The sequence below is a fragment of the Ideonella sp. genome (assembly GCF_044358605.1).
Classification (GTDB): Bacteria; Pseudomonadota; Gammaproteobacteria; order Burkholderiales; family Burkholderiaceae_C; genus Ideonella.
This window is the reverse complement of sequence record NZ_JBIKNQ010000010.1, coordinates 1-26,809: the sequence shown is the minus strand read 5'-3', so window position 1 is coordinate 26,809 and position 26,809 is coordinate 1. Positions and strand designations below refer to the sequence as shown.

27 protein-coding genes are annotated in these 26,809 nt (G+C 63.9%); 9 read left to right on the top strand and 18 right to left on the bottom strand.

Going from position 1 to position 26,809, the window contains the following annotated elements; translation table 11 throughout:
• Window positions 1–14: 14 nt before the first annotated feature.
• The 7 genes from ACIQ3Q_RS05455 to ACIQ3Q_RS05425 form a co-directional block, all read right to left on the bottom strand.
• Entirely contained in the window at window positions 15–2,750 is a 2,736-nt protein-coding gene (locus ACIQ3Q_RS05455; protein WP_396267993.1) for a DEAD/DEAH box helicase family protein, read from the bottom strand.
• 74 nt (window positions 2,751–2,824) lie between these two features.
• On the bottom strand, window positions 2,825–3,208 hold the full coding sequence (locus ACIQ3Q_RS05450) for a hypothetical protein (protein ID WP_396267992.1): 384 nt from the start codon (window positions 3,206–3,208) through the stop codon (window positions 2,825–2,827).
• Window positions 3,209–3,308: 100 nt separating this feature from the next.
• Window positions 3,309–4,463: a hypothetical protein gene (locus tag ACIQ3Q_RS05445; protein ID WP_396267991.1), complete on the bottom strand. Its 1,155-nt coding sequence runs from the start codon at window positions 4,461–4,463 to the stop codon at window positions 3,309–3,311.
• Between the two features lie 11 nt (window positions 4,464–4,474).
• Window positions 4,475–4,741 carry a hypothetical protein gene (locus tag ACIQ3Q_RS05440; RefSeq protein ID WP_396267990.1) on the bottom strand — a complete coding sequence of 89 codons (267 nt, stop codon included), beginning with the start codon at window positions 4,739–4,741 and terminating at the stop codon, window positions 4,475–4,477.
• Between the two features lie 54 nt (window positions 4,742–4,795).
• Complete coding sequence (locus tag ACIQ3Q_RS05435; protein ID WP_396267989.1) at window positions 4,796–5,962, bottom strand: hypothetical protein; 1,167 nt, start codon at window positions 5,960–5,962, stop codon at window positions 4,796–4,798.
• Window positions 5,963–5,970: 8 nt separating this feature from the next.
• Entirely contained in the window at window positions 5,971–7,524 is a 1,554-nt protein-coding gene (locus tag ACIQ3Q_RS05430; protein ID WP_396267988.1) for a hypothetical protein, read from the bottom strand.
• Between the two features lie 5 nt (window positions 7,525–7,529).
• Window positions 7,530–10,373 carry a type VI secretion system Vgr family protein gene (locus ACIQ3Q_RS05425; protein ID WP_396267987.1) on the bottom strand — a complete coding sequence of 948 codons (2,844 nt, stop codon included), beginning with the start codon at window positions 10,371–10,373 and terminating at the stop codon, window positions 7,530–7,532.
• A 194-nt stretch (window positions 10,374–10,567) separates the two neighbouring features.
• On the opposite strand from ACIQ3Q_RS05425, the gene ACIQ3Q_RS05420 reads away from it, so the two are divergent.
• The gene (locus ACIQ3Q_RS05420; RefSeq protein WP_396267986.1) at window positions 10,568–11,083 is read left to right on the top strand and encodes a DUF6988 family protein; all 516 of its coding nucleotides are present in this window, start codon (window positions 10,568–10,570) and stop codon (window positions 11,081–11,083) included.
• Here the strand turns inward: ACIQ3Q_RS05420 and ACIQ3Q_RS05415 are convergent.
• A complete protein-coding gene (locus ACIQ3Q_RS05415; protein ID WP_396267985.1) occupies window positions 11,067–11,258 on the bottom strand; it encodes a DUF2905 domain-containing protein in 192 nt (63 codons plus the stop codon). The genes ACIQ3Q_RS05420 and ACIQ3Q_RS05415 overlap by 17 nt on opposite strands.
• 3 nt (window positions 11,259–11,261) lie before the next feature.
• Complete coding sequence (locus ACIQ3Q_RS05410) at window positions 11,262–12,440, bottom strand: class I SAM-dependent methyltransferase (protein WP_396267984.1); 1,179 nt, start codon at window positions 12,438–12,440, stop codon at window positions 11,262–11,264.
• A gap of 17 nt (window positions 12,441–12,457) precedes the next feature.
• Here ACIQ3Q_RS05410 and ACIQ3Q_RS05405 point away from each other — a divergent pair, with 17 nt between their 5' ends.
• Genes ACIQ3Q_RS05405 through glmU form a run of 5 tightly spaced genes read left to right on the top strand, consistent with a single transcriptional unit; the run spans window position 12,458 to window position 16,726 of the window.
• Window positions 12,458–13,294 carry an SDR family oxidoreductase gene (locus ACIQ3Q_RS05405; protein WP_396267983.1) on the top strand — a complete coding sequence of 279 codons (837 nt, stop codon included), beginning with the start codon at window positions 12,458–12,460 and terminating at the stop codon, window positions 13,292–13,294.
• A gap of 7 nt (window positions 13,295–13,301) precedes the next feature.
• Window positions 13,302–13,694 (top strand): dihydroneopterin aldolase, encoded by a 393-nt coding sequence (locus ACIQ3Q_RS05400; RefSeq protein ID WP_396267982.1) that lies wholly within the window; start codon window positions 13,302–13,304, stop codon window positions 13,692–13,694.
• 10 nt (window positions 13,695–13,704) lie between these two features.
• Window positions 13,705–14,670, top strand: a complete 966-nt coding sequence (gene ttcA / locus ACIQ3Q_RS05395) for a tRNA 2-thiocytidine(32) synthetase TtcA (RefSeq protein ID WP_396267981.1) — start codon at window positions 13,705–13,707, stop codon at window positions 14,668–14,670.
• Between the two features lie 24 nt (window positions 14,671–14,694).
• Window positions 14,695–15,321 carry a DUF4136 domain-containing protein gene (locus ACIQ3Q_RS05390; protein ID WP_396267980.1) on the top strand — a complete coding sequence of 209 codons (627 nt, stop codon included), beginning with the start codon at window positions 14,695–14,697 and terminating at the stop codon, window positions 15,319–15,321.
• Between the two features lie 16 nt (window positions 15,322–15,337).
• The gene (gene glmU, locus ACIQ3Q_RS05385; protein ID WP_396267979.1) at window positions 15,338–16,726 is read left to right on the top strand and encodes a bifunctional UDP-N-acetylglucosamine diphosphorylase/glucosamine-1-phosphate N-acetyltransferase GlmU; all 1,389 of its coding nucleotides are present in this window, start codon (window positions 15,338–15,340) and stop codon (window positions 16,724–16,726) included.
• On the opposite strand, the gene ACIQ3Q_RS05380 is transcribed toward glmU, so the two are convergent.
• The 4 genes from ACIQ3Q_RS05380 to tsaB form a co-directional block, all read right to left on the bottom strand.
• Window positions 16,710–17,390: a lysoplasmalogenase gene (locus ACIQ3Q_RS05380; RefSeq protein WP_396267978.1), complete on the bottom strand. Its 681-nt coding sequence runs from the start codon at window positions 17,388–17,390 to the stop codon at window positions 16,710–16,712. The genes glmU and ACIQ3Q_RS05380 overlap by 17 nt on opposite strands.
• A 130-nt stretch (window positions 17,391–17,520) precedes the next feature.
• Entirely contained in the window at window positions 17,521–18,435 is a 915-nt protein-coding gene (locus tag ACIQ3Q_RS05375; protein ID WP_396267977.1) for a uracil-DNA glycosylase family protein, read from the bottom strand.
• Window positions 18,422–19,036 (bottom strand): ribosomal protein S18-alanine N-acetyltransferase, encoded by a 615-nt coding sequence (rimI, locus tag ACIQ3Q_RS05370; RefSeq protein WP_396267976.1) that lies wholly within the window; start codon window positions 19,034–19,036, stop codon window positions 18,422–18,424. Before rimI ends, ACIQ3Q_RS05375 begins: the two co-directional genes overlap by 14 nt.
• A complete protein-coding gene (gene tsaB / locus ACIQ3Q_RS05365) occupies window positions 19,033–19,770 on the bottom strand; it encodes a tRNA (adenosine(37)-N6)-threonylcarbamoyltransferase complex dimerization subunit type 1 TsaB (protein ID WP_396267975.1) in 738 nt (245 codons plus the stop codon). The genes rimI and tsaB overlap by 4 nt, the downstream gene beginning before the upstream one ends.
• A gap of 92 nt (window positions 19,771–19,862) precedes the next feature.
• Here tsaB and dacB point away from each other — a divergent pair, with 92 nt between their 5' ends.
• Together dacB and ACIQ3Q_RS05355 are read left to right on the top strand one after the other, a co-directional pair.
• A complete protein-coding gene (dacB, locus tag ACIQ3Q_RS05360) occupies window positions 19,863–21,308 on the top strand; it encodes a D-alanyl-D-alanine carboxypeptidase/D-alanyl-D-alanine-endopeptidase (RefSeq protein ID WP_396267974.1) in 1,446 nt (481 codons plus the stop codon).
• A gap of 13 nt (window positions 21,309–21,321) precedes the next feature.
• On the top strand, window positions 21,322–21,606 hold the full coding sequence (locus ACIQ3Q_RS05355) for a SemiSWEET transporter (RefSeq protein ID WP_396267973.1): 285 nt from the start codon (window positions 21,322–21,324) through the stop codon (window positions 21,604–21,606).
• A 39-nt stretch (window positions 21,607–21,645) separates the two neighbouring features.
• On the opposite strand, the gene ACIQ3Q_RS05350 is transcribed toward ACIQ3Q_RS05355, so the two are convergent.
• From ACIQ3Q_RS05350 to purE, 4 genes are read right to left on the bottom strand one after another with little or no spacing between them, the layout of a single operon-like run.
• Complete coding sequence (locus tag ACIQ3Q_RS05350; protein ID WP_396267972.1) at window positions 21,646–22,611, bottom strand: SGNH/GDSL hydrolase family protein; 966 nt, start codon at window positions 22,609–22,611, stop codon at window positions 21,646–21,648.
• 32 nt (window positions 22,612–22,643) lie between these two features.
• Complete coding sequence (locus tag ACIQ3Q_RS05345) at window positions 22,644–23,645, bottom strand: L-threonylcarbamoyladenylate synthase (protein WP_396267971.1); 1,002 nt, start codon at window positions 23,643–23,645, stop codon at window positions 22,644–22,646.
• Window positions 23,646–23,655: 10 nt separating this feature from the next.
• Window positions 23,656–24,837: a 5-(carboxyamino)imidazole ribonucleotide synthase gene (locus tag ACIQ3Q_RS05340; protein ID WP_396267970.1), complete on the bottom strand. Its 1,182-nt coding sequence runs from the start codon at window positions 24,835–24,837 to the stop codon at window positions 23,656–23,658.
• Window positions 24,834–25,298: a 5-(carboxyamino)imidazole ribonucleotide mutase gene (gene purE, locus ACIQ3Q_RS05335; RefSeq protein ID WP_396268060.1), complete on the bottom strand. Its 465-nt coding sequence runs from the start codon at window positions 25,296–25,298 to the stop codon at window positions 24,834–24,836. The genes ACIQ3Q_RS05340 and purE overlap by 4 nt, the downstream gene beginning before the upstream one ends.
• 151 nt (window positions 25,299–25,449) lie before the next feature.
• Between purE and ACIQ3Q_RS05330 the strand changes: the two genes are divergently transcribed.
• A complete protein-coding gene (locus ACIQ3Q_RS05330; RefSeq protein ID WP_396267969.1) occupies window positions 25,450–26,415 on the top strand; it encodes a tetratricopeptide repeat protein in 966 nt (321 codons plus the stop codon).
• Between the two features lie 52 nt (window positions 26,416–26,467).
• Here ACIQ3Q_RS05330 and ACIQ3Q_RS05325 read toward each other — a convergent pair.
• A partial coding sequence (locus tag ACIQ3Q_RS05325) for a hypothetical protein (protein WP_396267968.1) occupies window positions 26,468–26,809 on the bottom strand: 342 nt, incomplete at its 5' end.

Genomic DNA, 26,809 nt, shown 5'->3' with positions numbered 1-26,809 from the left:
TTGTTTTTGCGGGCTCAGCGGCCTTGAATGAAGTCGCGCACCAGGGCCTTGCCCTCGTCGGCCAATGCTTGGGTGGCAAACATCACGTGGTAGTGCAGCAGCTCGGGGTTCAGGGCTTCCCAGCGTTTCAGGGCCACGGCTTTGCGGCCTTCGGCGGTCTGCGGGGCCTGGCCTTGCTCGAACCGGGCCATGTCCGCCTTGATGTCGGGGCTGAAGAGGTCCTTTTTGATCTCCACCACCAGGTGCTTGCCGTCAGCGCGGCGCAGCACAAAGTCGGGGGTGTAGCGGTGCCAGCGGCCATCGTCGCCCAGATATTCGGCGCTGAGGTCGGTTTTGCTGGGGTCCGTCAGGCCGCCGGTGAACCACAGGCCTTCCAACTGGTGCGGGGCCTGGGGCAGCAGGGCCAGCACCCAATCCAAAAACTCAATCTCGGCGCCGGAGTCAAAGTTATAGCCTTCGTAGTGGAAGCTGTGCGACAGGGCCTGGGCAGCGTCCGCCGTGTCTGCCGCTGTTTTGTAGAGGGCCTCGCGCTCTTTGGCAAAGCTGATGCGGGCGGTGTAGACAGTGGGGCTCTGCGGGTCTTGGGGGTTGGCGGGGCGGGCGTCGAAGCCCTCGGGCTTGACCAGGGCCACAGCCACGTCGATCTCTTCGGTGTGGGCTTCGTAGTCGGCCCGCTGGGCCTCAATTTGCGCGCCCAGTGCTGGCAGGTGGTGGGCGGGCACCTCGCCATCAGCGCCATAGGTGTTGCGCAGTGCGGCCAGCAGCTCGGGCGTGGGCAGGTGGTAGTGGGCTGCCAGCTCGGCAGCGGCGGCATAGAGGTTGAACTCGGGCGGGGCGCTGGGCAGGGTGTCTTGGCCCGCGTCCACCCGCTGCAGTTGGGTGCCGCCCCGGCCGGTGTGCACGATGTCCAGCGTTTGCATCAGCACGGCGCTGGGGGGCTCGACCTGGGGCAGGCTGAAGACCAAGGGCTGCTGGCCCGCTGGGGCCACAGCGCGGCGGTAGCGCAGCACCCGCTTTTTGATGAGCAGGGGCGGCAGTTGGGGCTGGCGCAGCACGATCTCTTTTTCAACGCGCTCCACCTGCTGCAGGTTCAGGTCTTTGAGGCTGGTGCCGTAGGTTTCGGCCAGTTGCGCTTCCAGCGTCTTTTTGTTGGCGCTGGTCAGGTAGACGCGTGCTGGGTGGGTGTTGCCGGGCACTTGGCGCAGGCAGCGGGTGGCGGCTTGCAGCACAAAGTTATTGCTGTTTTTGAGCTTGCGCACCAGGCCGCAGGCAAACAGGCTGGGGCAGTTCCAGCCCTCGGTGCCCATGTTCACCAAAAGCAGCACGCGCTGGGGTGCGGTGGGCTGGTGGGCCAGGGCTTCAAATTGGCGGCGGACGGCATCGCTAGAACCACCGTCCACCGCCAACAGCACATGCGGGCCGATGCCGTGCAGGGCCAGGGCAGATTCAACCGCGCCGCGCAGCTCGTCACGCGCCTCGATGTTAGGGAAGTAGAGCGCCAAGCGGGCAGGTGCACCGGGCTGGCTGCCCTGGGGCGGCAGGGTCACAGCCCAGTAGTCGCGCACAAAGTCGTCGATGATGGCTGCCACTAGGGCGTCGCCCTGGGTGTCGTCCAGCTCCAGCACTTTGATGTTGCGGGCCAGGGTTTTGAGCACGCCGTCGCGTATGCCTTCGCCCAGGCCGTACCACACCACCACGTCACGCAGGGGTTGACGCTCGAAGTAAGGCGTGCCGGTGGCGTTGATGACGACGATGAGGTTGGTTTCTTGCGCCAGATAGTCGATGGTGCGACGCACTTTTTTGATGCCATCGTCTTTGAACACCAGCTCGCCGCTGTCTTTGTCTTTCTCCCACTTGCCCAGCAGCTTTTGCCCATAGGTGTGGTGCGCCTCGTCCGAGAACACGGCCAAGTGGGGCAGCGAGGCAATGGCTTGCAAGCGCAGGTTGGCCAGCTCGGTGGCCTCTTCCAGCTTGTGGTGGGTGATGAGCGAGATTTGATTGGCCGGCCCGCGCTGGGCGGGCTTCTGGATGCGGATTTTCTCGGTGTTGGTGACGATGACGTTGAAAGCACTGCCCCAGGTGATGGGGATTTGTTTGTCACCGTCACGGGTGAAGGTGAGCTTGAAGCTGGCCGCAAAGGGCTTATGCAGGCGGGCGGGCAACAGGCGCTCGTAGGGCACATCGGCCAGCTCACGCAGCGCGCTCAAAATGGTTTTGCCGGGCGCAAAGATCAGCGCGTTTTGCACAAAGGGGCCGTCGGGGTGCTCCAGCGCCATGGCGAACTCGGTGGCCACGATGGAGCCCATCAAGATGGTTTTGCCCGCGCCCATGGCCAGCGCCAAGATGTAGCTGGCGTAGTCCAGCGTCAAAGACTCGCGCAAGCTCTCCAACTGGTGTTGGCGCACAAAGGCGTTGTCGCTGCGCACGCGCTCTATCAGTGCGGTGTAGTCATAGCCCGCTTCCTCAAACAGCTTGGCGTTGACGCCCATGGCCCCCAGGCGCTCGGGCAGCTTGGGGAACAGGGCCTCATACAGCTGGGGCGTGGTGGGCGTGCCTAGCACCAGGCGCAGGTACCAATAGGTTTCTAGCGCACGCAGTTGGGCCCGGCGCAAGTAGCGCAGCTGGCCTGTGGCGGCATCTTCTGTGGCAAAGGCCAGGATCTCCCGGATCGTGGGATAGGCCTCGCAGGGGTAGTGGCTGGCCCGCCAGGCATCCACCCGGCTGGCCAAGGCTTGGTAGAGATAGCTCATGGGTGCGCAACTGTCGCATGAAATGGGGCCGTTGCTGTCACAGGCAAGCCTTCTGAATCGAGGGGATGTCGCTGCTACTCGCGACCCTCTACAAAACTCAGCAGCCTCCAACGATCAATTCGCTGATTGCCGTAGTCGGAGGTGTTTCTCCCGCTCAGGCTTTCGTCAGACTCTGCCGCAAGCCAAGCGACAAAGTCAGACCTGTTTGTGAACACTCGCCGCTCAGATGAACCGCCTTGCGACGCCGTCAGCGCCGAACTGGCCGACATATAGCCATCGACGACGATGCCATAGACATACTCATCCTCCAGCTTTGCCAAACCGTAACCGCAAAAATCCCGGTGGTAATAGCCAAGGCGATCCCCTTGATCCAGACGGTCTACGACAGCTTGGCTGAGTTCAAAACCAAAGGGCTCTGTGGAGTGTTTAGGATACAAGTGATAGGGATGCAATGGCATAGGTAGCGTCGAAAGCCAAGCAAATCGGTACTCATGGCGTGGTGCTTCAGTTGGTGACTTGGCCGGGCAGCGCAGGCAGGCAGGCTGGCCTAGTCCTTGCTCAACCTTGGTTCACATCCCACTGCCAAATCGTCGAACCATAAGCCCCACCCGTCTCAGGCATGACTTCCCCGGCCTCAAAGTGACGGCGGCTGTCGATGCGTGCAGGGGTGAACCAGTAACCAGTTTGAGAGCAAGGCTGACCTGCTTCGCAGCGCAGGCCGACACCCTGTCGCGCTGAGGCGCCTTCAGACACGGCTGGCTCCAATTCTTCGTCAAACTCCCCCTCAATCATTTCGACGAAGTACCACTTGCAGGGGCGAGCCATCTTCGTAGAAGCTTGGATGATGTATCCGGAGCAGTCGGCATCGAAGTCAACGCCGGGATCAAGAAACAGAAAATCCAGTTTCACCCCGCGTCTATAGGCGTCAACTACCCACTGTTTCATGCGGGGATGGTCTTGCCACATTGCATGTGACCCGATTTGCTTGAAGGCATCACGACCCAAATCCGAATATGTCTCCGCCCGACCAAGGACGCCGTCCTCGTTGTGTCGCCAAGCAAATTGAAGAGTGGCGAGCTCATCGTCCTGCGCCACATACACGCCAGTCCGGGGCGGGCACTTGCCAGTTTCTCCGACTACGTCGGTCCGAACCTTGAACATCGGTAACTTAGGAAAGAGGTACTTCGTATTCGCCCACTCTGAATACATACGTAGGTCATGCAACTGGTGCCGCCGACCCCCTGACCCTGCCGCATCGTCTATCTTGCTGGCGTAGCGGTAAACCTCATCAAACTCCTTCTTGAAAGTCTCTTCCTCCTCGGGTGTCATCCACATAGACGAAAACTCTTGGATCATGCGGGCGCATTGATAGGCACCTGTCTTGCCGTACTCTTCGTTGGCACGGTGGGCGATGTGCCATACGGTAGATTGCCTGAAGTCCTCCAACGCCGGATAGACATTGGTGGACCAATTAATGGCCGTATCGCGAATGCCCCAGCGCGGATTGGCAATCAGCTCATCGCGCCCCTGCTGCCTAGCCAAAGCCAAGTTCACATCGACACCCTTGATGAGGGCGTCAATCATGGCCTTCAGGCCTTTGAGGTAGTCCAAACTCATCCAGTGATACAGCAGCGTGGCCTGCCGCTTTTGGTGGATGTTGAGGCTCATGGAGGGGTACCCACCAAGCGGTTTACCAAACAAATCGGTGCTCATGGCGTGGTGCTTCAGTTGGTGACTTGGCCGGGCAGTGCAGGCAAGCCCAGCTTGGTGTCACGAAGTTGGGGGTCAAAGTCTGTGCTGCCCCAGCCGGTGTCCAGGGGGCCTTTGATGTTCGGATGGTTGATGCGCTCTCGTACCGGCGTATAGGCTTGACGCTTTGAGGCACTAAGCTTGAGCCATTCTTCCCGCGTCAAACCCGGTGGATGCAGCTTTTCACCGTGGCCGCCACCGCGCATGAAGTAGCGGGTGGTGTCGTACTGGGCGGGCTCCACTTTGATGACGACTTGGTCCCAGCCGCCTTCGAGGTGGGCCGTTGCTGGGTAAGGTTACACGGGCGGCGCTTCGCCTTGATTGGCATCCCATTGCCAAATGGTGGCACCGTAGTCTCCACCTGTTGACGGCATAACTTGCCCTCGTTCAAAGCAGCTGCGACTGTTGGCCCGAGCGGGTGTGAACCAGTAGCCGCTTTGCGGGCAAGGCTGGCCTGCCTCGCAGCGCAGACCGCCAGTGTTTCGCGGCGCGGCACTTGCTGGGGCGGTCGGATCCTCTTCATCGAATTCACCGCCGATCATTTCGACGAAGTACCACTTGCAAGCTCGTGAGTGCTTAGTCGATCTGGAAATAATTCGCCCAGCCCGCTCAGGTTCAAAGTTCTCTCTGGGGCCGAGTGGCCCAAAGTCCAACTTCTCACCGCGACGATAGGCTTCAAGCACCCATTGCTTCATTCGGGCGTGGTTCTGCCACATTGAGTCGCGCCCAATTACCTTCACAGCCTCCCGACCTAGATCAGAAAGGGTTTCGGCGTCGCCCAATTCACCGTTGTCATAGCCTCGCCAAGCGAATTGCAACGTCGCGAGCTCATCGTCCTGCGCTACATACACGCCAGTCCGAGGCGGGCGCTTGCCAGTTTCTCCGGTGATGTCTGTTCGAACTTTGAACTTAGGCAACTTCGGGAACAGATGCTCGTTTTCCGTCCACTCTAAGTACATGTTGAAATCATTCAACTGATGCCGCCGCCCCCCTGACCCTGCCGCATCGTCTATCTTGCTGGCATAGCGGTAAACCTCCTGAAACTCCTTCTTGAACGTCTCTTCCTCTTCGGGCGTCATCCACATCGAAGAAAACTCTTGAATCATGCGGGCGCACTGGTTAGCGCCCGTGAACTCGTATCGCTCATTGGCGCGTTGTGCGATGTCCCGGACAGTGGCTTGCCTGAAGTCCTCCAACGCTGGATAGACATTGGTGGACCAATTGATGGCCGTATCGCGAATGCCCCAGCGCGGATTGGCAATCAGCTCATCGCGCCCCTGCTGCTTTGCCAGAGCCAGGTTCACATCGACACCCTTGATGAGCGCATCGATCATGGCCTTCAGGCCTTTGAGGTAGTCCAAACTCATCCAGTGATACAGCAGCGTGGCCTGCCGCTTTTGGTGGATGTTGAGGTTCATCGCGGGGTAGCCGCCGATGGGGTTGCCGAGTAAATCTGTGTGCATGGTGTCCGTCAGTTGGTGACTTGGCCCGGCAGTGCAGGCAAGCCCAGCTTGGTGTCACGAAGTTGGGGGGCAAAGTCCGTGCTGCCCCAGCCGGTGTCCAGGGGGCCTTTGATGTTCGGGTGGTTGATGCGCTCTCGCACAGGCGTATAGGCTTGGCGCTTGGAGCCACTGAGTTTGAGCCACTCTTCTCGCGTAAGACCCGGAGGATGCAGCTTCTCGCCTTGCCCACCGCCGCGCATGAAGTAGCGGGTGGTGTCGTACTGGGCGGGCTCCACTTTGATGACGACTTGATCCCAGCCGCCCTCAAGATGCTTGCCACTGAGATCCTTTTTCTTCTGACTGGCCGCTGGCCCTCGCCACACTTTCAGGCCTTCACCCGCCGGGATTTCCAGCACCACGAACTGCCCGTTGGGGTTCCAGTCGGGCCACACGGCGCTGTACTTTCGCCATGCGGTCTTGGGGTCTGGCGCTTTGAGGATGGCGTTCCACACGTCTTCAGGCACCCAGCAATCTCCCATCGCACCGTTGCTGGGAGAGGTCACACGGAAGAGCTTGGCCGGGCCTTTGATCTCCACCGCCTTCATGGTGTGGAACGATCTGATGTTTTGATCCGTCAAATCGGGATAGCCGGGGTCTTGCGCCCTCATATCTTTAACGTCATCGCGCCCTGCCGTCAACTCTTGCTCCGGCCACTTCCCCTCCTTGCCTTTGCTCAACCATGCGGGTGGTGGTTCCGTCTCCCGCATTAAGGTCACCGCTCGGGCCTCAGGCATCGCGCCTCTGAAGTGAACGTTGCGGGTGTCCAGAATGCCGGAGCGGCGGGCCATGCCTTCCAGCTCTAGGCGGTGAATGAACGCCTCAATGATTCGGTCCAGCTTGCCGAACACAGGCGCGCCCAAATACTTGTCGGCTTGCTGCCTCACCTTCTGCACCATCTCCAATGTTTGCCGCGCCTTGCTGCCTACCCAGGGCAGCATGGCCACTTTGCCTAGCAAGTCCTTCAGAACAGCAATGGCCCGGTCAAAGGCGCGCAGTAAGACGGGCAAGCTCAGCATGGCCCGAACGACCTTGAGCTGGTCTGCCAACCAAAGAAAGACTTCGTCGACCTTCAGCTTGCGCAGGTATTGCTGTAGCTCAGGCTTGCGCAGCCAAGTAATCAATAGGCTTAGGCCGTGCTCGCACATGTCTGAGAGATGATCGCCCCCGAACTGCCGAGCCTTCAGGAACAAAATTTTGAGCGCCCCTTTGACCACCGAGCCCAAGGTCGGAATCAAACCCACCAAAGTGAACGCCAGGGCGACCCATTTCCACGTGTTGTCCTCGTTCTCATCGCTGGTGGCAATGGCCTTGCTGTTGGCGATCAAATCCCGCAAATCACAGACTTGATCCACCAAGGGGATCATCGAGACTGCCGAATCAAAGGCAATTTGACCCACAGAGCGGTTCTCGTTGAAGTCGCCTTGAATGGCCTCCCAGAGCCATTCAAAAACGTTCTTGTCCTCCGGCGCTTGCGTGCCGGTCTCCCAGGCCAAGGCTTGGCGCAATTGGTCGTCGCTGCTCATCGCGGTCAGGCCCCTTTTGTCAGCAAGTTCAAGGTGGGATGCGCCGCATCGTCGTCCGGTTCACGCGGGTGATATTCAATCCGCTCCACAGACTTATTCGGGACGTTGTCATGCTGGCCCAACCCTGCTGCATTCAGTATGCCGCTGTGCTTGGCGCCCCCAGCGAGGTGGATGTCATAAGTCACCCCCTGCATGGGCTCGCTAGTTTGTGCGTCAAGGTAGCAAGTTGCCACCCAATGCGGAGCTTCTTCAGCATTGCCACTCGGCAGCGCTGGTAGGTCAGCCCCACCTGTTACGCCCCCCAACATCGCCTGCGCCGCCCCCTTGGCCTCCCAGGTCCCAGGCGTCACAAAGGTGATGTCCCCGCCTTCCAAGATCACGCCGGAGTCCGCCCCAATCAACTCGATCTTGCTCTGCGCATTGATGTGGATCTCGCCGTTGACGCTGAGGATGGTCACGTCTTTGTCGGCGAGGATTTGCAGCTCGTCGGTGTGGGCGCGCAGGGACACCGGCCCGTTCGCCGCGTGCGCGGTGATGCCGCCGGCGTGGGTGTAGAGGCTCACAGTTTGCCCGGCCACGGTGGCGTGGGTGTGGGCCGCTGTTTCGTGCTGGTCACCTTGGCTCACGCGGGCCAGGTCTTGTCCCGCATAGCTGGCGATGCTGGCGTCGCTGAGCCAGGCTTGGCTGCTGGGGGTGTCCAGCAGGATGGTGGGCGTGGCGGGGGCCTCAACGGGCTCGCTCAAGTCGCGGCCCTGGGCCTTCTTGGCGTCTTGGCCGTTGACGGCCTGGGTGAGCTTGCCGTCTTGCTCGGGATCTAGGGTTTTGATCAGCGCCGGGATGCTCTCGGCGTGTGCGGTCAGTGCCTGGGCTTGGCCGGTTTGCGCCGCTTGGCTCAGGCGTTGGGCCAGGTCTTGTGCGCCTTTGAGCTGGGCCACGGCCTCCGTCGCGTCCATTTGCGTGCTCTGAGCGCTGCCGTAACTGCCGGGCCGGGCGGTGGTGCTGATGAGCATGCCCTTGGCAGATCTCAGGCTGGCCCAGGCGCGGGTGGCGGCCTCAAAGCCACTGCCGCGCCAAGCGCCGCGCTGCGCGGTGTGAGCGGCTTGTTGGATCAAATGCCCCAGGCCCACTTCGGCCGCGCTGTAGCTGCACATCAGGCGCATGCGGACTTGGGCCGTGGCGTCGTCCAGCACCCATTGGTTAAAGCCGGATTGATCGAGGCTGTGGCTGTGGATGCCGCTGAGCGTGCCGGGGTGGTTGACGCCGGAATCGACACCGGCCGAGAAGGGCGGCCGATCTTGCCCGTTGTAGAGGGCAGCGGTGATGACGGGGCGGTCAATGTCGCCTTCGATGAACTCAACCAGCACCTCGGTGCCAATGCGCGGGGTGAACATCGCGCCCCAGTTGGCGCCAGCCTGGGGGCTCATCACGCGCACCCATGTCCCCGAGTTGCCATCGTCATCGCGCTGCCAATAGAAACGGACTTTGACCCGGTGGTCGCGGTCGGTGTTCAGCGCTTCACCTTCCAAGCCAACGACCAAGGCGGTCTGTGCGCCAGGGGCCGTGGGCTTGCGGGTGAAGCGGGGTAGCACAGGGGCTGCGGCTGGGGCGGCGTGGAACTGGTTGCGGTAGCCGCCGCGCTCAATCGCGCTCGGGCCCAACAGGGCTGCGGCTTCAGAGCCCAGGTTGTTGGCGGCGTGGTGCTCTACCGCAAGAATGGTGAAGCGGTTGTCTTCGCGCGCGCCCAGCAAGCTGGCCGGTGCATCCAGCACGGCCTTGATGACGCCGCCCAGGCCTTCGGTCAAACCGGCGCCGTAGAGCGGGTGGTCGATCAGGCTGAACTGGCGGCCGGCTTCAAAGTGGCGGGTGCTGCCCTGGCCTTCAAAGGTTTTGACCTGCAACTCCAGCGCGCCCAGGGCCAGCTCGGTGGCGCGTTGGGCGTGGGCGGTGTTTTCATAGCGATAGGCACCGCTGCCGTCATAGACCTCCAGCGTGGGCAAGTCGCCTTGCTCCAGCGCTGTCGCCAGGGTGGCGCTGCTGCCCACCAGCTCGCGGTAGTTCCAGCTCCCCAAAGCCACTGCATTGGGCTGCAAGCGGCGCTGGGTTTTGAAGGCGGTGACGGCGTCCTTCTGGCCCTGGATGAAGGCCGTGGCGTGTTGGGCGGTGAAGCGGGCGTCCCCTAAATCAACTCGTGGGGCCGTGCGGTCGGTGATCACCAGCGTATGCAGCGCACTGGTGGCGCCCGCCAGCTCAGCGGCATCACCGGCGTGTTCAAAGTGGTAGCTCAATCCCTCTTCGGCCAGCAGGCGCTGCACAAAGGCCAGATCGCTTTCGCGGTACTGGGTGCAGGTGCTGCGCTGGCGCAGCTCTTCTGTCACCTCAAAGCGAAACTGCGCTTCTGGGTAGGCGGCAAACACATCTTCAAGGATGTCGCGGGCGGTCTTGCTTTCAAAGACGCGGCTGTTGAGGCTTTGCTCAAGGCAGCACAGCCAAGGGCGTAACACCAGGCGGTAGCGGGCCAGTGCGCCGTCCGAGCCCAATTGCGCGGCCTCAAACACATAACCATGCCAGGGCTTGTACAGGCCGCGGGGTTGCAGCAGGCCGACCGAGACCTGCTCGCCCACCAAAAGCTTGAGTTCGAAGTGCGCTGAGGTGGAGAGGCAGTCGATCACCAACTCGAAGGGCTGGCTCACCGCCTCGCGCATCACCATGCGCTCGGGGATCAAGGCCAGCGTGGGCAGTGCGGTGTGGACTTGCAGCAGCCGACCGCGTTGGTCCAGCAGGGTTTGGAAGTCAAGCCGTGAACTGATTCCGTGCGGCAGGAACGACGGAATGAGTGACGTGAATGACATGGTGGCTCCCCTGCGACATTGAGTGATTGGTTTGAAGGGATTATGCAGTTTTGGTCGGCGACAATTCTCTGCGGTGATACCCAACTTGACTGAGGACTTTGATGCACCCATCAATACATCGCGGGAAGGCAACCTACGACAGAGTCTCGGCGCTACTGGGCGGCATGGAGATCCCAAACAGCGAGAGGGTCCAAGTGTCTGTCCCTTGCCTCGCGGTCGCGCAAGATCACTTCAAGGCCATATTGGTATTGCTCAGCCAGAGCCGCCCGTTGTGCGCCCCTGCATATGCCTTGGCACGCCCAATGTTAGAAGCGGCGATCAGGGGCCAGTGGCTAGCCTTCAGCGCGACGGCAGACCAGATCGAAAAGCTGCTGAACGACACACTCAAATTCCCCTCCTTCAATAGCATGCTGAGCGCTCTCGAATGGTCTGGGCTCGCAGGCATAGCGGTGACTCAGTCTCATTACAAGACTTTCTGCGCCTACACGCACACTGGGGCGCAACTCATTAGCCGCATGTCTACGGGCCAACGTATTGAGCAACGGTTCAGGCCAGAAGAAATTGCCGAACTGATTGACCATTGTGAAGTCACGCTCCTGCTCGCTGGGGCCGCTATCGCCAACATTGCCGGCAATGCCGCTTGCCTGGAAGAGATCGCCACACTCGTACCGAGCAATTCACTACCGCAAGAGCTCAAAGCATATAGCTGATCCCCGCCGCCAGCACCGACAGCACGATGCTGCTGGCGAAGGGCAAGAAAATCTCGCGGCCGAAGAGCGTGAAGCGCACGTCGCCGGGCAGGCGTCCTAGGCCGATGCGGCCGAGCCAAGTGCCCAGGCGGTTGAAGATCAGAAAGGCCAGCAGGAAGACGATGAGCCAGCGCATCGCTCACAGCCGATGCGTGCGGTCACCCGCCACAAAGCCCAGGGGATCGAGGCTCACCTCGGATGAGGCCAGGGCGATCACTTTGAAAAGCTCGCCCATCTCGTGCTCGGTGATCAGCTTTTGCGCCATGGCGCGCTCTTGCACGCTGGCCGCACCCAGCAGGGGCATGAGGCCGCAGTTCATCAAGAAGCGGGCCTGGCTTGTGTAGCCCAGGATCTGCATCCCCGCGTCTTGCGCCGCCAGCGCAATGCCGGTGAAGTTGACGTGGGCGGTGATGTCTTTGTGGCCCACGCTCACCAGCGGGTCGGCGTCGGCCACATGGGCTTGGTGGCACATCAAGGTGCCGCCAATGCGCTGGGGGTGGTAGTACTCGGCCTCGGGGAAGCCGTAGTCCAGGAACAGGGCCACGCCATGTTGCAGGTGCTCGGCCAGGCTGCGGATGAAGGCCTCGGCCTGGGGGTGGATCTCGGTGGTGGTGCCTGGCACAAAGCCGCTCAGGTCTTCCAGCGATGGGCGCAGATCCGTGGGCCGGTCGGCATGGGCAAAGGCGAGTGTGCGTTCGTCCCACACCACGCCGCGCTCCAGCCACTGCAGGCCGTCAAAGTGCAGCAGGTTGACCGGCATGGCGTCCAGCACTTCATTGCCCAGCACCACGCCGCGCATGGCGGCAGGCCAGGTGTGGGCCCACTGCACGCGCTCGCCAAAGCGGGCCAGCCGCAGGGCTTGGCGCTCGCGCAGCTCGCCCGACAGGTCGATGATGGTGTAGCGCGCCAGAGGCTGGCCTGCGGCGTCCAAGCTGCTGATCACCTGCTCGGCCAAGGCGCCGGAGCCCGCGCCAAACTCGAACACCTCTTGCGTGCCGGTGGCTTGCAGCGCCTGCGCCACCTGTTGGGCCAGGGCTTGGCCGAACAGGGGCGACAGCTCTGGGGCCGTCACAAAGTCGCTACCGCTGTCCGGCATCAGGCCGAATTTGCGGCCGCTGTTGCTGTAATAGCCCAGACCCGGCGCGTAGAGCGCCAGGGCCATGAACTGGTCAAAGGGCAGCCAGCCTGCGTTGGCGGCCATGGCCTCACGAATCCGGGTGCGCAGTGCGGGCTCCACCCCGGTGTCAGGGCGGCCATTTAAACTGTGGGGTTCGCCGCCTGCTGCATCCGCAGGGCCGGGCGATGGCGTTTTGTGCATTCATGGATTGTAGGTTCGTGCCCCTCCACACCCCCTCCCCCGCGCCGCAGCGCCCCGTCACCCTGGTGACGGGCGGCGCGCGGCGCATTGGCCTGGCCATTGCGTGCGAGCTGGCCGCAGCCGGCCACGACCTGGCGCTGCATGTGCGGCGCCAAGACGGTGAGGCCGCCGCCGCCGTGCAAGACGCCGTGGCCCAACTGCAGGCCCTGGGTGCGCGCGTGGCCGTGCTAGCGGCCGACTTGGGCGACGACACTGCCTGCGCCGAGCTGCTGCCGCGTGCGGTGGCCGCGCTGGGGCGGGTGGATGCGCTGGTGAACAACGCCTCGCGCTTTGACTATGACGCGCCCGGCCCCGCCAGCCCCCAGGCGCTGACGCCCGAGGCCCTGCGCGCGCACTGGCAGGCCAACACGGTGGCCCCGGTGATGCTGGCCCAAGCCTTGGCCCAGCATGTGGCCGAGCGCGGGGGCCAGGCTTGCGTGGTCAACCTGTTGGACCAAAAGCTCTGGAACCCCAACCCGGATTACTTCTCCTACACGCTCTCCAAGGCCGCGCTGCGCGAGGCCACGGTGCTGCTGGCCCAAGCCCTGGCACCGGCCGTGCGCGTGGTGGGTGTGGCGCCGGGGGTGACGCTGGTCTCTGGCCCCATGAACGAGGCCGAGTTTGCCGCCGCCCACCAACTGACCCCGCTGCAGCGCTCGTCCACCCCGCAAGACATTGCGCGGGCGGTGCGCTTTTGCATTGAATCCCCCGCCATCACCGGCACCACCTTGTTGGTGGACGGTGGCCAGCACTTGGCCGCGCAACCGCGCGACGTGCTGTTTTTGGCGCAACAGACATTGAACCCTCAAGGCTAATCTGACCATGCAGACCTCTTTGCTTCACCCTGGCCTGCGCGATTGCCGCCGCCTGTTTTTGCGCGACTACGAGGTGTGGATCAACATCGGCGTGCACGACTTCGAAAAGAAGGGCGAGCAGCGCGTGCTGATCAATGTGAACCTCTTTGTGCCGCTGTCCACTTCCACGCCCAAGGTCGATGAGTTGGAAGAAGTGCTGGATTACGACTTCATCCGCCGCACCATTGCCGAGCGCGTCTCCAAGGGCCACATCCACCTGCAAGAAACCCTGTGCGACGAGGTGCTGGCCCTGATGCTGGCCCACCCCAATGTGCGGGCCGCCAGCGTCTCCACCGAAAAGCCTGATGTCTACCCCGACTGCGATGCCGTCGGCGTGGAAGTCTTCGGCATGAAAGACTGATGATCTCCCCATGAGCAACGTTCTCCAAACCCCAGAGTTGAGCCCCGAAGAGCTGGCCGCCAAGCAAGCCAAGAAGGCCGCCTTCGAGACCAATAAGCTCAGCAAGCGCCTGCACCGGCAGGTGGGCCAGGCCATCACCGACTTCAACATGATTGAAGAAGGCGATAAGGTCATGGTCTGCCTCTCTGGCGGCAAAGACAGCTACAGCATGCTGGATATCTTGATGAGCCTGCAGAAGCGGGCCCCCATCAAGTTTGAGCTGATCGCCGTCAACCTCGACCAAAAGCAGCCGGGCTTTCCGGCTGAGGTGCTGCCCAACTACCTGAAGCAAGTGGGGGTGCCGTTTCACATTGAGACGCAAGACACCTACAGCATCGTCAAGAACATCATCCCGGAAGGCAAGACCATGTGCAGCCTGTGCTCGCGGCTGCGCCGGGGCATCCTCTATCGCGTGGCGCGGGAGTTGGGCTGCAACAAGATCGCGCTGGGCCACCACCGCGACGACATGGTGGTGACGCTGCTGATGAACATGTTCTTCGGCAGCCGCATGAAGGGCATGCCGCCCAAGCTGGTGAGCGACAACGGCGAGTTCGTGGTGATCCGCCCGCTGGCCTATGTGGCCGAGGACGACCTGGTGCGCTGGTCCGATCACAAGGCTTTCCCCATCATCCCCTGCAGCCTGTGTGGCAGCCAAGAGAACCTGCAGCGCGTGCTGACCAAGAAGATGATCCGCGAGTGGGACAAGCAGTACCCCGGGCGCATCGACAATATGTTCAGCGCCATGGGCAACATCACGCTCTCGCACATGATGGACCGCAAGCTGCACCCGTTCGAGAGCATCAAGGCCACCGGCATCCCCGACCCGCAGGGCGACAAAGCCTTTGACGAGGACGAGGACAGCTGCGCCCCCCCCACCGTCAGCGCAGGTAAAGAAGTTCAAACCGTGCGGCTGATGTGGGACGATTCCAAGCCCTGAGCCTGAACTCTGAAGGAGACTGCCATGACTGCAATCACGCCCTCTCGTCGCCGCGCTTTGCGTATGGGCCCGGCGCTGGCGGCCCTGCTGCTGACAGCAGGTCTAGGCGGTTGTGCGCTAATCAACACCTTCCATGCGGAAGTGGCCAGTTTTGGCAACTGGGCGGCCGAGCGCAAGCCGGGCAGTTACCGCTTTGAGCGCCTCCCCTCTCAGGCCACCCAGCCCGAGACACAAAAGTCTCTGGAAGACGCCGCCGCCCAAGCCCTGGTCCGCGCCGGGTTTGTGCCGGCCGCAGAAGGCAGCGAGCCCGACGTGGTGGTGCAGATTGGCGCCAAGGTCTCGCGCCAAGTGCGCTCGCCCTGGGACGACCCACTGTGGGGCAGCCTGACCCTTGGCACCCGCGTGGGTGGCCAATACCCGCGCCTGGGCTGGGGCGTGGTAGCACCTTGGGGGCAGGTGGAATATGAGCGTGAAGTGGCGCTGCTGATCCGCGACCGCAAGAGCGGCGAAGCGCTGTACGAAACCCGTGCTCGCAGCAATGGTGGCACCACAGGCGGCACCAGCGTGCTGCAAGGCATGTTCCTGGCCTCGCTGGCCGAGTTCCCCAAGGTCCAGAACGAGCCCCACAACGTGGCTGTGACCCTACCCTAATTTTTTAGCTGTTGTTATGTCCCTGAACATCGTCATCATGGCTGCGGGCAAAGGCACCCGCATGCGCTCCAAGCTGCCCAAGGTGCTGCACCGTTTGGCCGGCACGCCGCTGCTGCACCATGTGCTGCAGACCGCCGCCACCCTGGAGCCCACCCGCACCTTGGTCATCACTGGCCACGGCGCCGATGTGGTGGAGGCCAGTGTGGCCAACTTGGCCGTGACGGGCCTCAGCAGCGTGCGGCAAGAGCCCCAACTGGGCACCGGCCATGCCGTGCAACAAGTGGTGCCGCACCTGGGCGACGACGGTGTGACCCTGATCCTGAACGGCGATGTGCCCTTGATCGAAGCCGCCACCGCCCAAGCCCTCGCAGCGGCCTGCGGCGGCGACAAGCTGGCCTTGCTGACCGTCACCCTGCCTGACGCCACCGGCTATGGCCGCATCGTGCGCAGCGCCAGTGGCGGCATTGAGGCCATCGTCGAGCACAAAGACGCGAGCGAGGCCCAGCGCCAGATCCGCGAGGTCTACACCGGCATGATGGCCGCGCCCACCGCCGCACTGAAGCGCTGGGTGATGGCACTGAACAACCAGAACGCCCAGGGCGAGTTCTACCTGACCGACATCGTCGCCATGGCCGTGGCTGAGGGCGTGGCCGTCACTAGCGCCAGCGCGGCCGATGAAACCGAAGTGCTGGGCGTCAACAGCCCGCTGCAACTGGCCGACCTGGAGCGCCGCCTGCAAACCCGCCGCGCCCACACCCTGCTAGAGCAAGGCGTGCGCCTGGCCGACCCGGCCCGCTTTGACTTGCGTGGCACGCTGACTTGTGGCAGCGACGTCGAGATTGACGTGGGCTGCATCTTTGAAGGCGAGGTTAGCCTGGACGACGACGTGCGCGTGGGCGCGCACTGCGTGATCCGCAATGCCAGCATCGGCGCGGGCGTGGTCATCCACCCCTACACCCACATCGATGGCGGCAGCGAAGGCGCCACCGTCGGCGCGGGCTCGCTGATCGGCCCCTATGCCCGCCTGCGCCCGGGCGCGCAGTTGGCCGAAGAGGTTCACATCGGCAACTTCGTGGAGGTCAAAAACTCCACCATGGCCAAAGGCTCCAAAGCTAACCATTTGGCCTATTTGGGCGACGCCACGGTGGGCGAGCGCGTCAACTACGGCGCTGGCTCCATTACCGCCAATTACGACGGCGCCAACAAGCACCGCACCGTGATTTGCAACGACGTGCACGTGGGCTCCAACTGCGTGCTCATCGCCCCCGTCACCATCGGTGCCGGCGCCACCATCGGCGGCGGCTCCACCATCAGCCGCGACGCGCCCGAAGGCCAACTCACCGTGACCCGCGCCAAACAAATGGCGATTGCGGGGTGGACGAGGCCGGTCAAGCAGAGGAAGTGAGCGTGGAGGCCTTGGACGCTAGGCCACTCGCAATACACCACTGCGCCGCCCAATAGCTGCCGAGCACCCACAGGCTGGCCAGCGGCAGCGGCCCGGCGAATTTATTGGTGGCCAGGAGTGCGTCGCTCAGCATGAAGAGCGCGCCGCCCAGGGCCAGGACACGGCCACGCGGCTCGCCTTGGTGCCACAACACAGCGGCCTGCGCGGCCATGGCGCCTAAGCAGACGACATAGGCCAAGACCGGCCCCTTCAGAGGGCCGGGCACGCCAGGCCAGAGTTGGGACAGCACGACCACGGCAATGGCCGCATAGGCGGCGAAGGCGGGCCACCAAGCCGCCAGGCGCTGGCGCCGGGTGAAGGCCCAGAGGTAGCACAGGTGGGCCAGCAGAAAGCTCACCAAGCCGGGCAGAAAACCTTGCTCGGGCCAGAGCAAGGCGATGTCGCCACACAAGGACAGCAGCAGCCCCGCCAACACCCAGCGGCGCAGCAGCGGATCGCTCAGTCCACGTCCCCAGGCATAGGCAATGATGACCAAGGTGGCCAGCGGCTTGAACGCAAAGTTCAGCCACGGCTGGTTCAGCGCCCAGGGTGCAGAGGTGATGGCCAGCAGGGCGCTGATGAGCAGCAGGCCTGCCAATGCGGAGGATGAAGCGCGCAGGGTCATGACAAAGGTCCGCCGTGGGGGTGAAGAGGGACGCGGGGTGGGAGCAATGTGGTGCAGCCCCATCAATCCAGCCCGATCAAGTCTGCACCTTTCGGTGCTGAAGACTTTATGGGGCCGACGCAATGGGCGTTCAAGCGGACAGCTTCTCGACAGTGTCCGCGGCCAGGCACAGGTCTGCCCAGGCCTTGGCTTTGTCCAGCGGCTGGCGCAAAAGGTAGGCCGGGTGGTAGGTGACGACGACGGGCGTGCCGCGATAGTCGTGCAGGCGGCCCCGCAGCTTGCCAATGGGCTCTTCGGTGCCTAGCAGTTGTTGGATGGCAAAGCGGCCCATGGCCAAGATGAGTTTGGGCTTCACCAGCTCAATTTGACGTTGCAAGAACGGTGCGCACTGGGCCATTTCTTCGGCGCTGGGGTTGCGGTTGCGCGGCGGGCGGCACTTGAGCGTGTTGGCGATGAAGGCGCGCTGGGCGGCGTCGCCCTCGCTGCGGGACAGCGCCACCGCGGCCAGCATGCGGTCCAGCAGTTGCCCGGCCGCACCGACAAAGGGCTCGCCTTGTTGGTCTTCTTGCTCACCGGGGGCCTCGCCCACAATCATCCAATGCGCGTGTTCGTGGCCCACGCCAAACACCGTCTGCTTGCGGCTTTGGCACAGGCCGCAGGCTTGGCATTGGCTGACGGCCTCTTGCAGCCCGGCCCAGTCCATCTGGGCGATCTCGGCGGCGCGGGCGCTGTCCGCTTGGGGACGCAAGCCCTGCACCGCCGCCCCCGCCAAAGCTGCTGCGGCCGCCATGGGCGCGGGCTTGTCGCGCGGGACGGTGATGGGCCGCGTAGCAACTGGGGCCACGGGCGCAGCGGGTGCAACAGGCGCTTCGGCAGCCACCGGCACAGCGGCTGGGCGCGGTGCGACCGCAGGCGGGGCAGGCTCAGCGGCCAGGGCTGCCGCAGGCACGGCCGCAGCCGCGTCAGCAGCGCCCTTGCGCGCCGGGCCCCAGGGCTTCAAGCCCATGGCCGACAAGATGCTCTGTTGGCGTTCAGTCCAGCGCATGGTCAGGACCCTCATTGCGCAAGAAAACGCCGGGCCGCCCCAAGTTTTCTTGACCCCCTCGGGGGGCGGGCTGGGCTGAGCCCAGCCCTGGGGGCTCCATCAGGCGCCAACTCATCAGCACCGCGTCTTCGCGCTGGCCGCCCGCAGCCGGGTAATAGGCCCGCCGCACCCCCATCTCGGCAAAGCCCCAGCGCTGATAGACCGCCCGCGCCCGCTCATTGCTGCGGCGGACTTCCAGCCACAGGCTGTGCACCTGGGCCTCGCGGCTGCGCTCGGCCAGGTGGTTGAGCAAGCTCACCGCATGGCCGCGGCCTTGGGCCTCCGGCTTGACGGTGATGTTGAGCAGGTGCATTTCTTCAAAGCCCAGCATGGCCACGTAGTAGCCCAGGCATTCGGTGTCGCGCTCGGCGCGGCGTGGGGCTTCGCTGCTGGCTTCTAGCATCCAGGCCAGGTAGCCGGCCGCCAAGGAGTCGGTGAAATTGCCCCGGCTCCAAGGGTAAGGATAGGCGCGCGGCTCAATGGCCATCACCGTGTCCAGGTCGGCCACGCTCATGGGGCGCAGCGTCAGGGTGGCCTGCTGGGGATTGGGGCGTGCACTCATCCGGCTGCCCCTTGCTCTTTGGCCAGACGCTGGGCCATGCGTTCCGCCGTGGTTTGGGCGACTTTGTCGCGCAGGTACAGCGGCTGCGCGTCTTCCGGGGCCCGTGGGGGGCCTTGCTGCCAGGCAGCGCGCGCCAGTGCGAGCAGCGCCTGGGCGCGGTGGGTCACGCCGGCCACCGTGAGCAGGCCCTGAGTGTGGAGCCGCTCGCCAAACGCGGCGGCTGCCGAGCCCGCCACGCAGGCCGGTGGCAAGGCCTGCCAGGCGGCATTCAGGCTGGGCGCGTCCATCAGCGCAGGCGCGGCCAGGGTCTTCCAGGCGCGGCCGTCATGGGCATAGGCTGCGGCATAGATTTCGTCCATGCGGGCATCCATCGCTACCCAGACGGTGCTGCCGGGGGCCACCGGGGCCTCTAGGCGGGCAGCTTCGGCCACCAGCATCAAGGAGTCCAGCATCAGCACCGGTTTGTTCGCCCCAAAGGCCAGGCCTTGAGCCACTGAGATGGCCGTGCGCAGCCCGGTGAAGGCACCCGGCCCTTGGCCCACGGCAATGGCATCGAGGTCGGCCAAGCACAGGCCGCGCTCGGCCAGCAGCGCCAGCAGCATGGGAATGAGGTGGGTAGACGACTGCGCGCCCCCTTCGGCCAGCCGGTGCGTGCCCTGCTCGGCCACGGCGCTGCCGTCCCACAAGGCCAGGGCCATGCGCTCGGTCGCGGTGTCGAGTGCCAGCAACTTCATGGGGTCAAAACAGGACAGTCTGGAGGAGAAAAGGGGGGTGCGCGTCGGTGCGAGATCGAGGCAGGGAGTGTAGCCGTGCGAACATCGCCGCCATGCTGAACACCCTGCGCCGCACCGGCGGGTCCCCCGCCCCAACTCTGCTGGCAGCGCTCTGTCTGAGCCTGCCTCTTGCCACCTGGGCCCAAGAACTGCCCGCCGAGGTAGACGCCGCGCTGCGCCGCGCCAAGCTGCCCGAGAGCGCCTTGGTGGTGGCTGTGCATGAGGTGGGCAGCGGCGCCCAAAAACTGGGCTGGCGCGAGCGCGAGCCGGTGAACCCGGCCTCGGTGTTCAAACTGGTGACCACCTATGCGGCACTCGACCAATGGGGCCCCGCTTGGAGCTGGCGCACCCCCGTCTGGGTGCAAGGCACGGTCAAAGACGGGGTGCTGGAGGGCAACCTCATCATCAAGGGCTCAGGCGACCCGAGCTTGGTGCTGGAGCGAGTTTGGCTGATGCTGCGCCGGGTGCAGCAACTGGGTATTCGCGAGATCCGCGGCGATGTGCTGCTGGACCGCAGCCTGTTCAGCCTGCCCGTCGTCTCCCCCAAGGCCTTTGATGACGACGCGAGCCAGCCCTACAACGTGCGTCCCGATGCCTTGATGATGAACTTCAAGGCCGTGACCTACACCTTCACGCCCGACATGGCCCGCGGCTTGGCCCTGGTGCAAACGGACCCACCCCTGGCGGGTGTGCGCACGGACGACACCGTGCCGCTGGCTGCAGTGCCTTGCGAGGATTGGTCAGCCCAGGTCAAAGCGCAATGGGGCGAGCCCAAGCTGATGCGTTTTGGCGGGCGCTACCCGGTGAGCTGTGGCGAGCGCAGCTTTTCCATGGCCTATGCCGACCCCGCCAGCTTCAATGCCCGCATGGTCGAGGCGATGTGGCTGCAGTTGGGCGGGCGCTTGAGCGGCCAGGTCAAAGACGGTGTGGTGCCACCCGGATCACGGCTGTTGATGGAGCAAGTCTCGCCGCCACTGCAGCAGGTGGTGCGCGACATCAACAAGTTCAGCAACAACGTGATGGCCGAACAGGTGTTCTTGAGCCTGGGCCTGGCCGACAAGCCCACAGGCCCCATCACCCCCGACGATGCGCGCGAGCAAGTGCGGCGCTTTTTGGTGGGGCGTCTGGGTGAAGACGGCCTGAAGGGCTGGGTGGTGGACAACGGCTCAGGCCTGTCACGCGAGAACCGGCTGACGGCTGGCGCGCTCTCGCGTCTGCTGCAACAGGCCTGGGCCAGCCCAGTGATGGCCGAGCTGATGAGCTCGCTGCCCATCAGCGGGGTGGATGGCACGCTGAGGCGCTCCAAAGCGCCGCAAGGCCGGGCACACCTGAAAACCGGCTCGCTGCGCGATGTGGCGGCGGTGGCGGGCTATGTGCTGTCCAACAGCGGCAAGCGCTATGTGCTGGTGGCGATCGTGAACCACCCCAATGCGGCCGCCGGCCGCCCGGCGTTTGACGCCCTGGTTCAGTGGACAATCCGCGACGCTCCCACTCGCTGAACCCGGATCACCCATGGATGCTGACAGCCTGCGCTGGCTGGGTTACCCCGCCGCCACCTTGACCACCCTGGCCTTTGTGCCCCAGGCGTGGTTGACGCTGCGTACGCGCAATGTGGAGGGCATCTCCGCCAGCACCTACATCGCCTTCACCGTGGGCGTATCGCTGTGGCTAGTCTATGGCTGGGCCATCAAGGACTGGGCCTTGGTGGTGGCCAACAGCATCACCTTGCCCATGGCGGCCAGCATTCTGTTCATCAAGCTCCAAGAAGACAAACGCGCCAGAGCCCGCAAGGGCTGAGGCGCGTTCAGTCCGAATCAGACTGGTAGAGGCCGCTGATCAGAACGGCAGGGTCGCCAGGCGCCTGGTCGCCTGCTGCGCCAAAGAGTTGTGAAACACGTAGCCCGGACGGGTGTCATCCGCCCAGAGATAGTTGGACGGAGAGGCATTGGTCACCATGGTCTTGGTGGTGCAATTCGGCAGAGCCGAGCTGCAAGCAGCCACGGTGGAGTTGGCAATGCCATACGCCGAACGCGTGCGCTCGCTGGCCATGGTGCGAGAGAGGTCATCGGCCAGCAACAGGCCGATCTTGCTGCCGTCATTGACCAGCTTCAATCGCATGGCCAAGTTGAAAGCATCCGTCAGGCGGGACATCAGGGCAGCCCGATCGGGGTTGGTGGGAGTGACGGGGTTAGCAGCCTTTTCAGCCAAGGCCCAAGGGGTGACAGACACGTCCATCGCCGTGGACACCAAGACACGAGGCCCCAGCGCCGTGAGCGCATTGATGCGCACTGCCAAGGCCTCGCCCTTCGCCTTCACCTCGGCGACCAGAGCGGCCTCGGACTGCGCCGGATACTTGGCGTAGGCCGCCTTAATGTCATTGAAGCCGACAAACAAGGTGACCAGATCGGTGTTGGTGAAACTATTGCTGGCCTGGAAGGTATCGATCTGGGCGAGAGCTTCGTTCACGCCAGCTCCCACAGTCGCCAGATTCAGTGCCTTGAACTCGGTCTTTTTGTCTGGGTTGCACTGGGAAAAGGTGAATCCGTAAGTCGCCGCAACCGTCTGAACCCACATCGGATTGCTGGCACACAAAATCGCGTCTGAAGCATCCAAGGCATTGACGCTGTATTTCTTGCCATCGGCCGTCAGCAAGTTCAGCTCATCGCCAAAACTTAGCAAGCGCGTGGGCTTGAACTGATCGACCTGCGAGGTGCCGCCACCGCAGCCGGCCAACAAGGCGCCGCTCAGGGCCAGCACAGCAAGAGGGGCCGTCAGGCGTGAAGCCCAAGGGGCGAATTTCATAACAAACTCCGTTGTAGTCTAGGCTCGCTGCGTCAGGCCGCAGCGGCGCGTTGTAGCCGATCTCGTACCCCTTCCCACTCTGGGGAGTCTGGGGGCCGCTCGATCCAGAGGAGCGGGGCTCGGGTCTCATCCAAAGCCCGCAAGACGGCAAACAACTCGTGCGCGCAATCAGCAGCATTGTCAGGCATGCGGCGGTGCGGCCACTGCGCGCTTGAGTCGGCCGCCGGAAAGACGGTGCGTGAATATACCGCCGCCACCGGCTGGCCCGTGGCGCTCAAAGGTTGCATCAAGGTAAAGGCCTCTTGCAGCTCTGCGGCACTCATCAACCTGACCTTGGCACGTGGGGCGTAGTGCGCCTCCAGCGTGCCCGAGGCTTTGGGCGCATTCAAGCCCGGGGCGTGCAGGGGCTGGCCCAACACGGCTTCGATGGCTTGGCGCGTCAGCACGCCGGGCCTCAGCAGAGTGGGTTGCTCACTGCTGCAGTCGACGATGGCCGACTCAATGCCCACTTCGCAGTCACCGCCGTCCAGAATCAAAAGATCGGCGCCGAACTCCTGGGCCACATGGGCGGCGGAGGTCGGGCTGACACGGCCGAAGCGATTGGCGCTGGGCGCGGCCACGCCGCGCACGCCCAGGCGCGCCGCCGCAGCCAACAAGGCCTGGGCCACCGGATGTGCTGGGCAGCGCAAGCCGACCGTGGTTTGGCCCCCGGCGGCGGCATGTGCCAAACCCGGGCTGCGCGGCACGATCACCGTCAATGGCCCAGGCCAGAAGGCGGCCGTCAGGCGCTGGGCAGTTTCGGGCCAGGCGGCCGCAAATGGCGTGGCATGGGCGGCATCGAGCACATGCACGATCAAGGGGTGGTCGGCCGGGCGGCCCTTGGCGCTGAAGATAGCAGCGACCGCTGCATCATCGTCGGCACGCGCACCCAGGCCGTAGACGGTCTCGGTGGGCAAGGCCACCAAGCCACCGTCGGCCAAGCATTGGGCCGCTTGTGACACGGCCTCAGCCCGTTCGCCTTGGAGCACGGTCATGCTGGCTGGCTCACCACGCGGGCAGGCCCAAGAGCGCGGCGGCTTGCAGGGCCACGGCCCGCACGCTGGCAGCATCGGCGCCAGTGAGGGTCAGGTGGCCCATCTTGCGGCCGGGTCGCGCGCTGGTTTTGCCGTAGAGGTGCAGATGCACGCCGGGCAGGGCTAGCACCGCGTCCCAGGCGGGGGGGCTCTCCACGCCGTCTCGCCACCACAGGTCGCCCAAGAGGTTGAGCATGACGGTGGGCGAGTGCAGGCGTGGCGCCACCAGTGGCAGCTGGGCCATGGCGCGAACTTGCAGCTCGAACTGCGAGACATCGCAGGCGTCTATCGTGTAGTGGCCGGAGTTGTGCGGGCGCGGGGCCATTTCATTGGCCACCAGGCTCAGGCTGCCATCGGTCGCCTTGACCACAAAGAACTCCACGCACAGCACGCCCACATACTGCATGGACTGGGCAATCGCCCCCGCATGGGCCACGGCCTGAGCCGCCAACTCTGGCGCCACATCCGGCGCGGGCACTTCGGTGACCGCCAAGATGCCATCGCGGTGCAGGTTTTGCTGCACCGGAAAGTGCACCCACTGCCCATCTACACCACGCGCCACGATGACGCTCAGCTCCCGGTGCAAGGCCAGGCGCTGCTCCAGCACGCAGGGCACGCCGCCTAAGCTGGCCCAGGCTTCGGCCAACTCGGCACGGCTCTGGATGCGCACTTGACCTTTGCCGTCATAGCCCATGCGCGCGGTCTTGAGGATGCCCGGCAAGAGCGCATCGCTGACGCTGGCCAGCGTGACGTCAGAGTCAATGAGCGCAAAGGGCGCACAGGGCACGCCGGACGCTGTGATGTGGGCCTTCTCAGCCGCGCGGTCTTGGCAAATCGCCACCGCATCGCCACTGGGCGCGACCGGGCGGCTTTGGGCCAGGGTGCGCAGGGCCTCGGCGGGCACGTTTTCAAACTCGGTGGTAATGGCTTGGGCCACTGCCGCCAATTGCTGCAGGCCATCGGCGTCGAGATAGGCCTTTTGCACATGATGGTGCGACACCAAGCCTGCGGGGCTGTGCGGGTCAGCGTCCAAAACCGCCGTGCTGTAGCCCAGGGCCTGGGCCGCGTGCACAAACATGCGGCCCAATTGACCGCCGCCCATCACGCCCAACGTGGCGCCGGGCAAGAGCGCTTGGCGTTCCCTCACGCTCATACCAAGTCCTGCGTCATGGCCCGCGCCACTTCAGTCTGACGGGCACGGTAGGCCTGCAACTGGGCCCGCAAGGCGTCATCACGATTGGCCAGCATGGCCACGGCAAACAGCGCGGCATTGGCGGCCCCAGCGTTGCCAATGGCAAAGGTCGCCACCGGAATGCCCTTGGGCATCTGCACGATGGAATGCAAAGAATCCACACCTTGAAGATGCCGGCTGGCCACGGGCACCCCCAGCACCGGCACCACCGTCTTGGCTGCCAACATGCCCGGCAAATGCGCTGCACCGCCCGCACCGGCGATGATGGCTTGCAGGCCACGAGCCTGGGCGGCTTCGGCGTAGGCAAACATGTCGTCCGGCATGCGGTGGGCCGAGACCACGCGGGCCTCATGAGCCACGCCGAACTCGGCGAGAATCTGGGCAGCAGCCTTCATGGTCTCCCAATCACTGGAAGACCCCATGACGATCCCGACCACGGGTTGGGCAGTGTTCAAGGCTCAGTGCTCCGACATTGTGTAAACCGGTGATTTTACTTGTGCCATCAAGTTCTGGCCCCATATAGGAAGGAGCCAGGCCTTCCGGCGTTTTGTGCACCAGCAACCCTACGCGACCATGATCGACATCACCCTCCAAAATTTCGAAGCGGACCTGATCCACGCCTCCATGCAGCAGCCGGTGCTGCTGGACATCTGGGCGCCCTGGTGCGGGCCTTGCAAATCACTTGGCCCAGTGCTGGAGAAGCTGGAAGTTGCTTATGGTGGCCGCTTTGTGCTGGCCAAGCTCAACAGTGATGAACAGCCCGAGATCGCCGGGCAGCTCAGCCAAGCCTTTGGCGTGCGCTCCATCCCGTTTTGCGTGATGTTCTCGCAAGGCCAGCCTGTGGACGGCTTTGTGGGGGCGATTCCCGAATCGGACATCCGCAGCTTCTTGGACAAACACGTGCCCACCGAGGATGCCCTGGAAGCCGAGGCTGACCTGGAAGAGGCGGAAGCCATGCTGGCCCAGGGCGCCGACCCCTTGAGCGCACTCGACAAGCTGCAAGAAGCGGTGGCCATTGACCCGGCCAACGATGCCGCGCGTCTGGACTACCTCAAGTTGCTGTTGGAGATGGCGCAGCACGAGCCGCAGCGCGCCCAACAAGCCCGCCTGGCCTTTGACCCGGTGGCCGCCAAAACACTGTCAGACACCCGCTTTGCTGCGGTGGAGCAATGGCTGAAGGCCGCCGAAGCCTACCCACAAGCGCGCGGTGAAGCCGAGTTGCGCGCCGCCTTTGAGGCCAACCGCCGTGACTTTGATGCCCGCTATGCCCTGGCCCAGCGCAAGATGGTGGAGAGTGAACCCACGCAAGCCATGGACGAGCTGCTGGAGATCCTGATGCGGGACAAGGCCTGGAATGACAGCCTGGCGCGCAAGACCTATGTCGCCATTTTGGAGTTGATGAGCAAGCCCCTGCCCAAGGCCGCCCCTGAAGCCGCTGCGGGCAAAGGCGCACTGGAGATTGCTGGGCCTGCTACCGTCGCACCCAGCGACCCGGTGGTGGATCAGTACCGGCGCAAGCTCAGCATGGTGTTGTTCTAAGGCGCCGCTGGCGCTCTCGCACGGGGGCACCGCTGCGTGCCCGCGCGCGCCGTCAGCGCCCCGACTTCTGCAAAAGTCGCGCCCGTTCAGCCTCAATACGGGCCAATTGAACGCACAACTCGGCCTGCTGGTTTTTCAGCCACTGGTGCTGCCGTTCGGCCTCGCGATGATGTTGTGCCGCTTCGATAGGCTGCCCCATCAGCCCCAATAAAGAAGCCATGCGAGCGTGCGTGGCCGCCAAATCGTCGGGGTCGGGCATGTCAGCCACCTGCGCTCGGGCCACCGCCAAATCCCGTCGCGCAGCCTCTTGCTCACCCACTTGCCACAAACACCAAGCTCTCGCCGCATGAAAGTAGGCACTGTGAGTGCCCAGGCCATCGGACATGGCATTGCG

Excerpts from the sequence above, each read along its gene's own strand:
- ACIQ3Q_RS05435 (WP_396267989.1), bottom strand. The coding sequence starts at position 5,962 with ATGCACACAGATTTACTCGGCAACCCCATCGGCGGCTACCCCGCGATG.
- ACIQ3Q_RS05340 (WP_396267970.1), bottom strand. The coding sequence starts at position 24,837 with ATGAGCGTGAGGGAACGCCAAGCGCTCTTGCCCGGCGCCACGTTGGGC.
- tsaB (WP_396267975.1), bottom strand. The coding sequence starts at position 19,770 with ATGAAGTTGCTGGCACTCGACACCGCGACCGAGCGCATGGCCCTGGCC.
- rimI (WP_396267976.1), bottom strand. The coding sequence starts at position 19,036 with ATGAGTGCACGCCCCAATCCCCAGCAGGCCACCCTGACGCTGCGCCCC.
- dacB (WP_396267974.1), top strand. The coding sequence starts at position 19,863 with ATGCTGAACACCCTGCGCCGCACCGGCGGGTCCCCCGCCCCAACTCTG.
- ACIQ3Q_RS05330 (WP_396267969.1), top strand. The coding sequence starts at position 25,450 with ATGATCGACATCACCCTCCAAAATTTCGAAGCGGACCTGATCCACGCC.
- ACIQ3Q_RS05415 (WP_396267985.1), bottom strand. The coding sequence starts at position 11,258 with ATGCGCTGGCTCATCGTCTTCCTGCTGGCCTTTCTGATCTTCAACCGC.
- ACIQ3Q_RS05375 (WP_396267977.1), bottom strand. The coding sequence starts at position 18,435 with ATGCGCTGGACTGAACGCCAACAGAGCATCTTGTCGGCCATGGGCTTG.
- ACIQ3Q_RS05445 (WP_396267991.1), bottom strand. The coding sequence starts at position 4,463 with ATGAGCACCGATTTGTTTGGTAAACCGCTTGGTGGGTACCCCTCCATG.
- ACIQ3Q_RS05450 (WP_396267992.1), bottom strand. The coding sequence starts at position 3,208 with ATGCCATTGCATCCCTATCACTTGTATCCTAAACACTCCACAGAGCCC.
- ACIQ3Q_RS05345 (WP_396267971.1), bottom strand. The coding sequence starts at position 23,645 with ATGACCGTGCTCCAAGGCGAACGGGCTGAGGCCGTGTCACAAGCGGCC.
- ttcA (WP_396267981.1), top strand. The coding sequence starts at position 13,705 with ATGAGCAACGTTCTCCAAACCCCAGAGTTGAGCCCCGAAGAGCTGGCC.
- purE (WP_396268060.1), bottom strand. The coding sequence starts at position 25,298 with ATGGGGTCTTCCAGTGATTGGGAGACCATGAAGGCTGCTGCCCAGATT.
- ACIQ3Q_RS05455 (WP_396267993.1), bottom strand. The coding sequence starts at position 2,750 with ATGAGCTATCTCTACCAAGCCTTGGCCAGCCGGGTGGATGCCTGGCGG.
- ACIQ3Q_RS05390 (WP_396267980.1), top strand. The coding sequence starts at position 14,695 with ATGACTGCAATCACGCCCTCTCGTCGCCGCGCTTTGCGTATGGGCCCG.
- ACIQ3Q_RS05355 (WP_396267973.1), top strand. The coding sequence starts at position 21,322 with ATGGATGCTGACAGCCTGCGCTGGCTGGGTTACCCCGCCGCCACCTTG.
- ACIQ3Q_RS05350 (WP_396267972.1), bottom strand. The coding sequence starts at position 22,611 with ATGAAATTCGCCCCTTGGGCTTCACGCCTGACGGCCCCTCTTGCTGTG.
- glmU (WP_396267979.1), top strand. The coding sequence starts at position 15,338 with ATGTCCCTGAACATCGTCATCATGGCTGCGGGCAAAGGCACCCGCATG.
- ACIQ3Q_RS05425 (WP_396267987.1), bottom strand. The coding sequence starts at position 10,373 with ATGTCATTCACGTCACTCATTCCGTCGTTCCTGCCGCACGGAATCAGT.
- ACIQ3Q_RS05430 (WP_396267988.1), bottom strand. The coding sequence starts at position 7,524 with ATGAGCAGCGACGACCAATTGCGCCAAGCCTTGGCCTGGGAGACCGGC.
- ACIQ3Q_RS05410 (WP_396267984.1), bottom strand. The coding sequence starts at position 12,440 with ATGCACAAAACGCCATCGCCCGGCCCTGCGGATGCAGCAGGCGGCGAA.
- ACIQ3Q_RS05380 (WP_396267978.1), bottom strand. The coding sequence starts at position 17,390 with ATGACCCTGCGCGCTTCATCCTCCGCATTGGCAGGCCTGCTGCTCATC.
- ACIQ3Q_RS05400 (WP_396267982.1), top strand. The coding sequence starts at position 13,302 with ATGCAGACCTCTTTGCTTCACCCTGGCCTGCGCGATTGCCGCCGCCTG.